Source organism: Enterobacter sp. J49 (genome assembly GCF_002148625.1).
GTDB classification, from domain to species: Bacteria; Pseudomonadota; Gammaproteobacteria; order Enterobacterales; family Enterobacteriaceae; genus Enterobacter; species Enterobacter ludwigii.
In genome coordinates, this window is the sequence record NZ_MWPY01000035.1 from 309,499 (window position 1) to 322,451 (window position 12,953).

The window sequence follows — 12,953 nt, forward strand, 5'->3', positions numbered from 1 at the left end:
CTTAAAAGCGTAAATTCGCATCAAACGTGACGGAGAGATTGCTTTCTCGTTTACCGTCGAAAGGGCGCTTGTCCCAGTTCAGCATCACGCCGCTATCAATGACGTTGTTCCATTGAATGCGTTGCCCGTAACCCAGCAGGGCGATGGCGCCAGCGGGCTGATTTTTCTGCCAGTATTCCCCGCCGCCGAGAACGACCTGCTGGCTCCAGAGCGTGTCGTAATGGCGGTACATCTGATGATCGACGGACAGGGCCGCCGTTACGGAGAGATCCCGCTCCGGGTTGTAATAGAGCGTGTCCCGCAGGGTGTTGGTACTCGCTGATATACCCGGTTCGAGATCCAGCGTCAGGGTGGGTGTCTGCCACAGCCGCTCTTTACCCGTAAGGGCGAACTCCTGGCGGCGGTTATGGTCGGAAAAGTGGCTGGCAGAGGCGTTAAACTGGTACTCACGGCGTTCGTTTTGATACCAGCGAACCCAGCCTTCTCCCCGGTTTGCGCTGACGCCATTACGCAGTGCCCGTAAAGGCGTCGTGCGTGAAAGACGTTCAAGGTTTCCGCCCACCTGCCAGCTATCGTTCAGGCTGTACGCCGCCGAGAGGCGAGCACCGGGCTTGTTTGCACCGTGATAATGGTTACCGGAGAGTTCTGCTTCGACCAGAAGGTCGCGAGGCCGCCATTCGATGCCGGCAAACAGGTGGCGGCTGCTGCCTTTGCCTTCGTCGAAATTGCCCTGCGCAAATCGGGTTCCACCAAACAGCCGCCAGTTATCCGCGACGGGCGGACCGTAGATCGTGGCATCCCAGCTCAGATCGTGTGTGCCGCTGACGGGGTTATCAGAGTGCAGTCCTTTGCCCGCGTTCAGACGCAGTTCGGACAGATGATGGACGTTTCTGAGCCTGTCCAGACGTCGGGCGCTCCCGTCGACAGGCGCGCGGGCGATAACGTCATCGGCCAATAAATCCATCTGTCGCCACTCCTGCAGATCCATTGCGACGTAGGCCTGCTGCCGTTCCAGCTCGATATTGGATGGCTCCAGCGTCTCGGCCATTTTGAGCTTTTGCTCCGCCGCCCGCGGCAGACCCCGCGCCTGAAGTAAGGTGGCGTAATCAATCTGTAATCCCTGATTTCCCGGTGCTGACGCAGCCAGACGTTGCGCCAGCTTTTCGGCTTGCGGAAGGGCATTGGTCATCAGCAAATAGTTAAAGGTGAGCGACTGCCCGATGAGCCATTGATCGTTGGGTTGCGGGGTTGGCGAACCGAAATCGTAGCGGGTCCAGCGCGTGTTACGGGTTATCTTCTCAACATACTGGCGAGCGGCCTGATACTGCCCGGTATCCAGCCAGGCGTAGAAAAGCGCATGATCGTCGTCCTGCGGATCCGGCGCATAGTCTGGATACCGTTTGAGAAGCGAGAGGGCGGCATCGGCGTTTTTCTCCTCCAGATACGCGGAGATAACCCAGCCAATTGCCCAGGTCGGCACGGGATGCTGAGCCGACGTTAACGCCTGATATTCCCTGATGACCTGTGGATAATCACCGTGGGCGTAAAACGCGCCAAGCCGATCGACACGGGCCCGGATTACGTCCTCCGCTGCCTGGGGTTCGCTTTGCCAGCGGGACAGCAGTTCGTCATAGCGGTTCAGCGCCGCTTGCGCGAGCTGCAAACGCTCTGTTTCGGTACGGGCAGGCACATCGGCAAGGCGTACCATTTCGGCGGCGGCGTTGAGTGCCAGGCGGCGACGTTGCGCGGGGGGCAGCGTCACCGTTTGTGAAAGCCGCAGGGCAGGCGTGTCGGCCCGGTTGTCTGTTAACGCATCAATCAACTCAGTACGAAGGGCGTCATCCGCTGGCGCACTATTCAACGCGCGGATGTCTGCTAAAAGCCGCTCCTGGTTTTTCCCCAGGCGTGAATAGACATAAGAGAGCATCTGGATGTGAGCCAGAGAGGGCTTTTCCGCCACCCGTTGCCGGGCTTCCTGCAGAGCCAGTGTATCCATGCGGGCGTCGGCGAGGGTTTTGATGTAGCCGATGCGATAATCGTCGTTATCCGGTGCAAGGTTACACGCCTCCTTCCAGAGCATTAACGCAGGTTGCCACGCCTTTTGGTTTCGCCTTGCCTGAGCAGCAGCAGCCACGCCACGGGCAGGAAGAGGCATATAGACCTTGTAACGCAGCCAGACCTGAATAACGTCGTCATCACGACCCGCCCAGGACGCCACCTGCAACCAGTCCGCAACCTGCTCAGGCGTCAGGGCATGTTGCTGCTGATAACGCTGAAGATATTGCAGAAAAGGTGCGTAATTACCGTTACGCGCCTGCTGAATCTGTTGTTCATATACTGATTCTGCTGCCTGAACCAGAAAGGGGAAAAGTAATAACAGAAACAATAAAGCGGGAGTGCGGTAAAAGAATAACGTATTGAAGCGAAGTGATCTTTCCATATCTATTTGCCATTTGTTTATCATAAATCCATTGCATAACACGGCCGCCTTTAAGCACGGGGTTAAAGGCCATAAATGAGAACGTTTAATCTGAATGCAGTTACGTTATGGGGTACTTACTTAAAGGTAATTATGGGTCCTTATGGTCAGGGCTAAGTGGCTGGTAATGTACACCCGATATGTTGGCAGATAAATATGTTGAAAAGCAGGGTGGTTGTTTTGAGATAATTCTGTAATGAGCTGTCCTAAACGATTATTTTGAAATGAGTTTATATTTGTAATTTTATGATTTTATTGGTTTTTATTTATATTGTGACAAATTTGTTTATATTTTTAATGTGCCTTATTGGTGTGAATTAAAGTACTTTCCGGTGCATGTTTGGGAAGTTTCATGACAAAAATTCTTAATATCCATAAAAGTGACTTTTCTGAGATTGTTTTTTACTTATAATTAATGGCAGCCATTGAATGATAGTCTATGGGAAGACGTATCAATGAATGTGCGAATTGAGGGTCAATCAAAGCCAGAATACATTTATCGTTAATATAAAAGCGCTATAAAACGAAGGCGGACTTCTTTCAGAAGGGTCGTTCTTGCTTTAATCTAAAAGGGATGGTTAGTGGCAACTTCAATAGTGTTAGTGACACAGGATCGCTACCTTGTCAGGGGGATGAGGATATTTTTTCCGGATATAATCCTGCTGGACTCCATTGACAGAAAGATATTTGATAACGGCGCAGATGAATATTCTGTATTGATTGATAGCCGTGCACCGCTGCGTTTATATGATTACCTGATACGCCATCCGGCCAGAACGAAAAAAACAATCTGCTGCGTTATGCTCGATATGCGGCATCGCGAGGAGAATCTGCTCAGCATGAAGTTGTTTATGAACACGTCGCTCACGGCACCCGATATGGCGTCGTTATTCAACCTGGTGCTCAACATGAAGGGCAAACGTCTGACAACAAAGTGGCTGCTGAACTTACGGCTGAGCACGCATGAAGCCATTATGCTGCGGTTGCTCAGGGCTGGCATGGCGATGGAAGAAGTGGCACAGGAACTGAATACGTCGATTAAAAGCCTCTACCGTAAACGGACCGCGCTTTCAGAACGGCTGGGGGCAGAGAACTTCAACGAGGCTTGTTTGTTTATCTTTAAAAATAAACTGCTGGATTCGGATGGGAACGATCCCTAGCTTTGATTTACCCCAAAAGCAAAAACCCGCCACGAGGGCGGGTTTTCTGAAGAGTGGTGCCCGGACTCGGAATCGAACCAAGGACACGGGGATTTTCAATCCCCTGCTCTACCGACTGAGCTATCCGGGCAACGGGGCGCATTAAACCTGATATGCCCTCTGCCGTCAACGAAATTTGTTGTTTTCGTAACGGACTGCACACTCTCTCACCAGTTCGCCGTAAACTTAAGCAAAAAAGTGCGTCCAGAGCGCGGATAGCGGCATCGCAATCAACAACGCGGGCAGCATATTCACCACTGCAAACATCTTTATTCCGCATATCCGCAGCCCTGTCGCCAGCAGCAGCAGGCCACCGACGGCGGTGAAGTCGGCCATCATTGCCGGCGTGGTGAGAGGAAGGATCAGTGTGGCGCAGGTAGCGAGGGCCAGCTGGATAAGCAGCATGGGCACGCAAATCGCGGCGACGGCGATGCCGAGGGTCGTGGCGAAAATGGTGGCCGTGAAGAAATCAAGAAACGCCTTCGCAATCAATATGCTGGGGTCGCCAGTCATGCCTTCCTGCATTGAACCGAAAATGCCTGTGCCGCTGGCGCAAAAAAGAATAATTATCGCGACGTAGTTCTGAATAAACGACTCGTGAGTGCCGTTTTTCGCCTTGCCCGGGTGGGCAATCAGGTTTTTGGCTTTGCTGACCGCACTGTTAATACCCTTTTCCAGATAGCAGAACTCGCCAATGAGCGCGCCGAGCAGGGTAGCAAGCACCATCACCGGCAGGTTGGCGCACTTGATCACCAGTAAAATGCCGATACCTAACGAGGCCAGGCCGAATATTGAGGGCATGGAAGAGCGAATACGCTCCGGCAACCGCTGACTTAATACGGCGCCAAGTACGCCGCCCAGCAATACGGCACCGGCATTGATAAAGGGTCCGATAACCACCGTGAACTCCTGTTAGTTAATCATGGGTATTGCAGGATTATGACACGCCAGGGGCCTGTTAAGCTTAGGTTTAGGCGGGTTAACGCATACTGATTGCTTCTTGCACCTCAAAATAAAAGGTGACATGATTGCGCGAAATTTCTCCTTCCTGTGTACGGAGCCGCCAATGATGATGTTGTCTGTCGCTGCGCGAACGCTCACCCGTATCGATATTATCTACTCCTGTCTCACCGTTCGGTGAGGGTAACTGCACTTATGAAAACCATGAAAATCGCCGTCAGCCGCGAGCTGGTCTCTACTGTGTCTACGCACCGCGAAAAGGTGACGCTGGATAACACTGATTTTACGGATGTGGCGGCAGTCGTCATTACCCCCGCGGAAAGTTGCAGCGGCATTCTGGCATTGCTTAAACGCACGGGCTTTCAGCTTCCGGTGTTTATTTACTCGCAAGAGCCGTCTGACGTTCCTGATGGCGCAACGGCAGTGATATCAGGTAAAGCTCAGGAGTTTCTGGAACTGGAGACGGCGGCCAGCCGGTATGAAGAGAATCTGTTGCCGCCATTTTTTGACACCCTGAGCCAGTACGTGGCGATGGGCAACAGTACTTTTGCCTGTCCGGGACACCAGCACGGTGCATTTTTTAAAAAACACCCTGCGGGACGGCAGTTCTATGAATTCTTCGGTGAGAACGTATTTCGCGCCGATATGTGCAATGCCGATGTGAAACTGGGCGATCTGCTGATCCACGAAGGCTCCGCCAAGCATGCCCAGAAGTTCGCAGCAAAAGTCTTTAATGCTGATAAAACCTACTTTGTGCTGAACGGCACCTCCGCTGCAAATAAGGTGGTCACCAATGCGCTGCTGACCCGCGGTGACCTGGTGCTGTTCGATCGCAACAACCATAAGTCCAACCACCACGGTGCGCTGATCCAGGCGGGTGCCACGCCGGTTTATCTTGAAGCGGCGCGTAACCCGTTTGGTTTTATTGGCGGGATTGACGCGCAGTGCTTTGACGACGCGTACCTGCGAAATCAGATCCGTGAAGTTGCGCCGGAAAAGGCCATGGAGAAACGCCCGTTTCGTCTGGCGATCATTCAGCTTGGTACCTACGATGGCACGATCTACAACGCCCGTCAGGTGATCGACAAGATCGGCCATCTTTGTGACTACATCCTGTTTGATTCGGCCTGGGTGGGCTACGAGCAGTTTATTCCGATGATGGCGGAAACCTCTCCGCTGTTACTGGATCTGAACGAGAACGATCCCGGCATTTTCGTGACGCAGTCGGTGCATAAACAGCAGGCCGGGTTCTCGCAGACTTCGCAGATCCATAAAAAGGATAATCACATTCGCGGCCAGGCGCGTTTCTGTCCGCACAAGCGCCTCAACAATGCGTTCATGCTCCATGCCTCGACCAGTCCGTTCTATCCGCTGTTTGCAGCTCTTGATGTGAACGCGAAAATCCATGAAGGGGAGAGCGGGCGCCGGCTTTGGGCGGAGTGTGTTGAGCTGGGCATTGAGGCCCGCAAGGCGATCATTGCCAACTGCCATATGATCAAACCGTTTATTCCGCCGATGGTGGCCGGGCGTCCGTGGCAGGATCATCCCACTCACGCCATCGCCAGCGAGCGCCGCTTCTTCAGCTTTGAGCCGGGGGCTAAATGGCACGGGTTTGAAGGCTATGCCAGCGAGCAGTATTTCGTCGATCCGTGCAAGCTGCTGCTGACCACGCCGGGTATTGATGCGGAAACCGGGGAATATACCGAGTTCGGCATTCCGGCGACCATTCTTGCGCACTACCTGCGTGAAAACGGCATTGTGCCGGAGAAATGCGATCTCAACTCGATCCTCTTCCTGCTGACGCCTGCCGAAAGCAGTGAGAAGCTGGCGCAGCTGGTGGCGATGCTGGGTCAGTTTGAACAGCATATTGAAGACGATACGCCGCTCGCTGACGTCCTGCCGACCATCTACCAGAAATACCCGGTACGGTATCGCGATTACACCCTTCGCCAGCTCTGCCAGGAGATGCACGATCTCTACGTGAGCTTTGACGTGAAAGATCTGCAGAAGGCAATGTTCCGTAAAGAGAGTTTGCCAGAACGGGCGATGAATCCGCAGGATGCGAATCAGGCGTATATTCGCGGGAAGGTGGAGTTGGTGCGCATCCGTGATGCCGGCGGACGCATTGCCGCCGAGGGCGCGCTGCCGTATCCCCCTGGCGTACTGTGCGTGGTGCCGGGTGAAATCTGGGGTGGGGCGGTACAGCGTTACTTCCTGGCGCTGGAGGAGGGCATCAACCTGCTGCCAGGCTTCTCGCCGGAGCTGCAGGGCGTTTACAGCGAAAAGGATCCCGACGGGATTAAACGACTGTACGGGTATGTTTTGTCATAGTCGCCGTCATCCGTAATCCCGGCCCTCTCCCCAAAAGAGAGGGTCAGGGCTCACACCGCACTTCTTTTATACATCCTGCGTGGATGCCCAATCTTCCCGTACAACATCTCTACGCTCAGAAACCCCGCCTCCACGCAGTGCTCCAGATAGCGTCGGGTGGTGGTTTTACTTAATCCTGTCTCCTGCACGACCTCGTCGACGGAAAAACAGTGTGTCGCCTTGTCGTTAAACAACGCCTGCACCCGTGCCAGCGTATTCTCCTCAATGCCTTTGCTGCCGTTATCCAGACGGTAGTTTTTCGCCTGCAGCTGGTAGAGCGAGTCGACGTTCTGCTGGTCGACAATCTTCCAGACCCGCTGTTGTTCGGCAAACTGCACAAAGCGTTCAAGCGACTGGCTGAGGCGTTTCCAGGAGACCGGCTTCAGGATGTAATCAAAGGCGCCATTTCGGATGGCCTGGCTGCAGGTGTCCATGTCGCTGGCAGCAGTAATGAAAATTACCGAACAGTTGGCGCGGGTGAGCATGGGGTCATTGATCAGTGTGATCCCTTTACCGTCCGGCAGATAGTTATCCAGCAGCATAAGCTGCGGCTGTTTGCTTTCAAGCTGGACCTGGGCGGCAGCGAGAGACGAGGCGATCCCTACCAGCCTCAGGCGCGGATGTTTACCGATAAGTTCCGCGTGCAGTTGCGCCAGTTCGTTCTCGTCTTCAACAATCAATACGTCGATAAGTTCATGTTGCATAGTCGGTATCTTCCAGTTGCTGGGCGGGACGCCGGGCGGGAATAAACAGAGAGAAAATGGCGCCGCGCGGGGTGTTATCGGCAATTTCTATCGCGCCGCCAGCCTGCGTAACATAGCTTTCGATCAGATACAGGCCAATCCCGTGATCGCCGCGTGTTTTGGTGGTGATGCCGCGTTCAAATATCCTGTCACGGATCTCCGGTTTGATGCCAACGCCCTGGTCGGCCACTTCGATAATCAGCTCCTGCTCGCTCAGTTTGATCAGCACTTCGACCGGTGCATGGGGGAGCGGTGAGCGCTGCGTCGCTTCGATGGCGTTATCCAGCAGGTTGCCGATGATTGAGATCAGCTCTTCTTCAGCCAGCGACGGGAACGGCCTGTCCAGCCGGCAGGCCGGGTCAAAACTGAGCTCGACCCCTTTCTCCCGCGCGCGGGCGGCTTTACCCAGCAGCAGGCCACACAGGGTCGGGGAGCTGAAGCGGGAAGAGATAAAGTCCAGCAGCTCCTGAGCGTGTTCCGACTGCGCCTGAATATAGCCAATCGCCTCTTCATAGCGGCCCATGTGCAGCAGGCCGGACAGGGTGGTCATGCGGTTCAACTGCTCATGACGCATGATGCGCAGGTTATCGACATAGCGTTTAACCTGGCTGAGCTGGGCGCTAAGCGAGTCAATTTCATTCCGATCGCGGAAAGTGATCACCCAGCCCTGCAGCGAATCCTCAAGCATGATGCGCACCCGGCTGGCAATCACCGTGAGGGTGTTAAAACGGCAAATTTCATCATGGGTATCTTTCGCCAGCATCGTCTGCGTCGAGAAGAACGGGACAGGGTCGATAACCTGGCTAATCAGCTGCCCGCGCAGTTCACGGGCTGGCTGGCTCAGGCCAAGCAGCTTGCGTGCCGCCTGGTTTATTACCTCGATGCGCAGCTCATCATCAATGGCGATCACCCCTTCATAGATAGACTCCATCATCGCCTTTTGCTGGCGCACCAGCAGGCCGATTTCCCGTGGCTCCAGGGAGAAGATCTGCTTCTTGATACTGCGGGTAAAGAACCAGGAGAAGATAAAGAGTGCGATTAGCAGCAGCACGGCGGCCAGCAGGATATTGACCACTTTGCTGACGGTAATGGTATCAAGGTAGCTGGTGAGATAACCCACCGAGACAATCCCCACCACTTGCCCCGCATCGTTGAAGATGGGCGCTTTGCTGCGCAGCGAAATACCCAACCCCCCTTTGCGGATGGTGGTGGTGCTTTTTCCCTGCAGGACCTCCTCATTGTCTCCACCGATAAGCGTCTTGCCCACTCTGTCGGCAAAGACCGAATGAAAAAGATGTAGACCTTTATTATCTCCAATCACAATAAAGCTGGCATCACTGTGAGCGGCAATTTTCTGCATAAAATCATGGATGGCTTTGATATCTTTTTGTTCAACCGCATCACGTAATGAGGGAATAAGTGCGATCTCTTCCGCCTGTATTTTGGCACGTGCGCTCATTTCCTGATAAAGCTGCTTGCCGACATCGACGTAATAATATCCGCCCAGTAACGCAAAAAGTACTGAGAAAAAGGCGACCAGCGAAATAAACAGCTTAATCTGAAACGATACTTTCATAACTATCACGCGAGGTAGCAGCAAAGATTGCCAATATATCATCTTTTTTCGCGCGGATACCCGGTTTGCCGAAAACTTGTGATCCCTTGCACAGCAGGCCCTGTAAAAGAATTTTCCGAATAGCCTATGCGCCTGAAGCCGTCTGGAGAAATGTTATTTGATTGTTCGTTTTAGAAAAGAAACCATAAAAACCACGGCAATAAATAAGGCGTAAATCACATTAAATAAAAGAAACCATTAAAACCATAGCTGCCATAAAAACTTCGCTTTTAATATGCCATCCCTCACATAAAGTAAGCCTTTGTGACTCTAAGCTGAACGCACAAAATAACTAAGGGGCTTATTATGAGCACAACTGACGATTCTTTCTCTGTTACCCACGACCCGATTGATATTCAGCGACCATCACTCAAAGAGCGCTGGTGGCATATTATGGATACGTGGAAAATCGGAATTATCCCTCTGCCACTTTTTGTCCTGGCCGGCGCGCTGATTGCCATTGATTGCCTCGGCGGCAAACTGCCCAGCGATATCGTGGTGATGGTCGCCACGCTCGCGTTCTTCGGTTTTGCCTGCGGTGAGTTTGGCAAGCGCCTGCCGATTGTCGGTAAACTCGGTGCGGCGGCGATTTGCGCCACCTTTATTCCTTCGGCACTGGTCTATTACGGTCTGCTGCCGGATGTGGTGGTGGAGTCCACCACGAAGTTCTACAAATCCACCAACATTCTGTATCTCTACATCTGCTGCATCATTGTCGGCAGCATCATGAGCATGAACCGCACCGTGCTGATTCAGGGCTTCCTGCGCATCTTCTTCCCGATGCTGTGCGGCGAAATTGTCGGCATGATTGTTGGCATGGGCGTAGGGATAGCGCTGGGCCTTGAGCCATTCCAGATCTTCTTCTTTATCATTCTGCCGATCATGGCGGGCGGTGTTGGGGAAGGGGCGATCCCGCTCTCCATCGGCTATGCCACCCTGCTGCATATGGACCAGGGCGTGGCGCTCGGTCGCGTTCTGCCTATGGTTATGCTCGGCGGCCTGACGGCAATCATTATCTCCGGCTGCCTCAATCAGCTCGGTAAACGTTACCCGCACCTGACCGGCGAAGGCCAGCTGATGCCTAACCGTGCGAATACTGATGAAACCACCGCACAGCCTGCGTTCTCCGGTAAAGCAGACGTCACCACGATCGCTTCTGGCGCACTGCTGGCCGTTCTGCTCTACATGCTGGGGATGCTCGGCCACAAGCTGATTGGCCTGCCCGCACCGGTTGGCATGCTGTTTATGGCGGTGCTGGTCAAGCTTTGCAATGGTGCTTCTCCGCGTCTGCTGGAAGGCTCTCAGGTGGTGTATAAATTCTTCCAGACGTCAGTAACCTACCCCATTCTCTTCGCCGTGGGCGTGGCCATTACCCCCTGGCATGAGCTGGTCGCCGCATTCACGCTGACCAACCTGCTGGTGATTGTCAGCACCGTCTCCGCGCTGGTGGCGACCGGTTTCTTCGTGGGCAAAAAGATTGGCATGCACCCGATTGATGTCGCCATCGTCTCCTGCTGCCAGAGCGGCCAGGGCGGTACCGGTGACGTGGCGATTCTGACCGCAGGCAACCGTATGAGCCTGATGCCCTTCGCCCAGATTGCTACCCGTATTGGCGGCGCGATTAACGTCTCCATCTCTCTGCTGATACTGGGCAACTTCCTCGTTTAAGTTTTCAGGAAAGAACAATGAAACTCGCAAGCTTTTTATACCAGGGAACACGCAGCTACGGCATCGTTCAGGCCGAAGGTGTGATTGATTTAGGTCGCCGTCTCGGCGACCGCTACAGCGACCTCAAAGCGCTGCTGCAGGGCAACGGGCTGGCTGAGGCCACCCGTTATCTCAACGACGCCGTGGATGTCCCTCTGAATGCCATCACCTTCTTACCGGTGATTGAGCAGCCGGAAAAAATCCTCTGCGTGGGCATGAACTACGCCGACAAACGCAAAGAGTTTGACCAGCACAACCCGGCGCCGACGCTGTTTGTCCGCTTCCCGGATTCGCAGACCGGCCATAACGAACCGGTGCTGAAGCCGCGCCATTCCAGTGAATTCGACTACGAAGGAGAGCTGGCGGTCATTATCGGCAAAGCCGGAGAGAACATCAGCCGTGATGAGGCGCTGCGCCATGTGGCGGGTTACAGCTGCTACATGGACGGCTCCGCCCGCGACTGGCAGCACACCTGGTTTACGGCGGGCAAGAACTGGCGTCAGACCGGAGCGTTTGGCCCGTGGATGGCGACGGCGGATGAGATCCCGGACCCGCACCAGCTGGCGATCCGCACCTGGCTTAACGGCCGTATGGTGCAGGAAGACAACACCAGCAGCATGATCCACAAGGTCGCGGAGCTTATCGAATACATCAGCACCTTTACCCGCCTCAGCCCGGGCGATGTGATCATCACCGGCTCCCCTGGCGGCGTGGGCAAAAAGCGCAACCCGCCGCTGTTCATGAAAGAGGGCGATCGCATTGAGGTTGAGATCGAGCATATCGGTCATCTGAGCAATGTGATCATGGAAGCGCCCGCCACCGGGCTTGCGGCAGCACACTGAGTAAAACGGCATGAACAGTCAACCCACTATCGATTTTCGCCACACCCTTGTGGCGAAACACCCGGAACGCTTAAGCCAGATCCGTTACCTGCTGGCAGACAGCGGCCTTGGCCTGGACAACGACATCACGCTGTTTGTCGAAGCCTGGTCCGGCACGCAGCTGGTGGGTTGTGCCGGGCTTGCCGCTAACGTCATCAAGTGCGTGGCGGTAAACGAGCAGCTTCGTGGGGAGAACCTCAGCGCACGGTTGCTGGCAGAGGTGGAAAATGCGGCGCTGGAGCGCGGCCATTTTCACCTCTTCCTCTGCACCCGTCCGTGCAACAAGGAGCGCTTTGGCCGCAGCGGCTTCTGGCCGATTGCCCAGAGCGGGAACAACGCGGTGCTGATGGAGAACACCCCGCAGGGGATCCAGCGCTACTGCCGCGCGCTCAAGTGTCAGCGCAAGGCCGGGAAGAAGATTGGCGCGATCGTGATGAATGCGAATCCGTTTACCCTCGGCCACCGGCATCTGGTCGAGCAGGCCGCGGGGCAGTGCGATGCGCTGCATCTGTTTGTGGTGCGCGAGGATGCCTCGTTCTTCCCGTTCAGCGCCCGGCTAGAGATGGTACGGGCGGGCGTGGCGCATCTGCCGAACGTGATTGTGCATGAAGGATCGCAGTACATCATCTCCCGCGCCACGTTTCCGGCCTACTTCCTGAAAGAGACCGGCAAAGTACAGCAGGCGTGGAGCGAAATCGATGTGCTGATCTTTCGGGACTTCATCGCCCCGGCGCTGGGTATTACGCATCGCTTTATCGGTTCGGAGCCGTTTTGCGATATCACCCGTCAGTACAACCAGACCCTGCACGACCTGCTGGCCTCACAGATTGACGTGGTGGAAATGCCGCGCATCAAGGTCACCGGCAACGCTATTTCCGCGTCGGAAGTCCGCCGCTTGCTCAAGACACAGCAGTTTTCCCGGATCCGGGAGATTGTCCCGGACTCCACCTTCGCGCACCTCGAAACGCATTACCGTGCGAGTGCGGAAGTCGCATAACT

The 12,953-nt window shown here is 54.7% G+C and carries 9 protein-coding genes and 1 tRNA gene; 5 read left to right on the forward strand and 5 right to left on the reverse strand.

The annotated features are described in order from the left end of the window. Nucleotide 1: 1 nt before the first annotated feature. Nucleotides 2-2,440, reverse strand: coding sequence for a poly-beta-1,6 N-acetyl-D-glucosamine export porin PgaA (gene pgaA / locus BJP35_RS17710; protein WP_047743636.1), 2,439 nt, complete (start codon nucleotides 2,438-2,440; stop codon nucleotides 2-4). A 671-nt stretch (nucleotides 2,441-3,111) separates the two neighbouring features. Here pgaA and BJP35_RS17715 point away from each other — a divergent pair. After that, nucleotides 3,112-3,639 carry a LuxR C-terminal-related transcriptional regulator gene (locus BJP35_RS17715; RefSeq protein ID WP_044857798.1) on the forward strand — a complete coding sequence of 176 codons (528 nt, stop codon included), beginning with the start codon at nucleotides 3,112-3,114 and terminating at the stop codon, nucleotides 3,637-3,639. 54 nt (nucleotides 3,640-3,693) lie between these two features. On the opposite strand, the gene BJP35_RS17720 is transcribed toward BJP35_RS17715, so the two are convergent. Both BJP35_RS17720 and BJP35_RS17725 read right to left on the reverse strand, forming a co-directional pair. Continuing rightward, nucleotides 3,694-3,769 (reverse strand) — tRNA-Phe (locus BJP35_RS17720). A gap of 95 nt (nucleotides 3,770-3,864) precedes the next feature. Beyond that, nucleotides 3,865-4,578 (reverse strand): DUF554 domain-containing protein, encoded by a 714-nt coding sequence (locus BJP35_RS17725; protein WP_014171594.1) that lies wholly within the window; start codon nucleotides 4,576-4,578, stop codon nucleotides 3,865-3,867. A 255-nt stretch (nucleotides 4,579-4,833) separates the two neighbouring features. Here BJP35_RS17725 and BJP35_RS17730 point away from each other — a divergent pair, with 255 nt between their 5' ends. Next, complete coding sequence (locus BJP35_RS17730) at nucleotides 4,834-6,969, forward strand: ornithine decarboxylase (RefSeq protein ID WP_025203245.1); 2,136 nt, start codon at nucleotides 4,834-4,836, stop codon at nucleotides 6,967-6,969. Between the two features lie 50 nt (nucleotides 6,970-7,019). Here the strand turns inward: BJP35_RS17730 and BJP35_RS17735 are convergent, their stop codons facing one another. After that, a complete protein-coding gene (locus BJP35_RS17735; protein WP_014171591.1) occupies nucleotides 7,020-7,712 on the reverse strand; it encodes a response regulator in 693 nt (230 codons plus the stop codon). Next, nucleotides 7,702-9,327, reverse strand: a complete 1,626-nt coding sequence (locus tag BJP35_RS17740) for a sensor histidine kinase (RefSeq protein ID WP_047356734.1) — start codon at nucleotides 9,325-9,327, stop codon at nucleotides 7,702-7,704. The genes BJP35_RS17735 and BJP35_RS17740 overlap by 11 nt, the downstream gene beginning before the upstream one ends. Before the next feature lie 345 nt (nucleotides 9,328-9,672). On the opposite strand from BJP35_RS17740, the gene BJP35_RS17745 reads away from it, so the two are divergent. Genes BJP35_RS17745 through citC form a run of 3 tightly spaced genes read left to right on the forward strand, consistent with a single transcriptional unit; the run spans nucleotide 9,673 to nucleotide 12,951 of the window. Next, nucleotides 9,673-11,034 (forward strand): 2-hydroxycarboxylate transporter family protein, encoded by a 1,362-nt coding sequence (locus tag BJP35_RS17745; RefSeq protein ID WP_014171589.1) that lies wholly within the window; start codon nucleotides 9,673-9,675, stop codon nucleotides 11,032-11,034. Nucleotides 11,035-11,051: 17 nt separating this feature from the next. Then, the gene (locus tag BJP35_RS17750) at nucleotides 11,052-11,915 is read left to right on the forward strand and encodes a fumarylacetoacetate hydrolase family protein (RefSeq protein WP_014171588.1); all 864 of its coding nucleotides are present in this window, start codon (nucleotides 11,052-11,054) and stop codon (nucleotides 11,913-11,915) included. Between the two features lie 10 nt (nucleotides 11,916-11,925). Continuing rightward, on the forward strand, nucleotides 11,926-12,951 hold the full coding sequence (gene citC / locus BJP35_RS17755; protein ID WP_014171587.1) for a [citrate (pro-3S)-lyase] ligase: 1,026 nt from the start codon (nucleotides 11,926-11,928) through the stop codon (nucleotides 12,949-12,951). The last annotated feature ends 2 nt before the right edge of the window (nucleotides 12,952-12,953 follow it).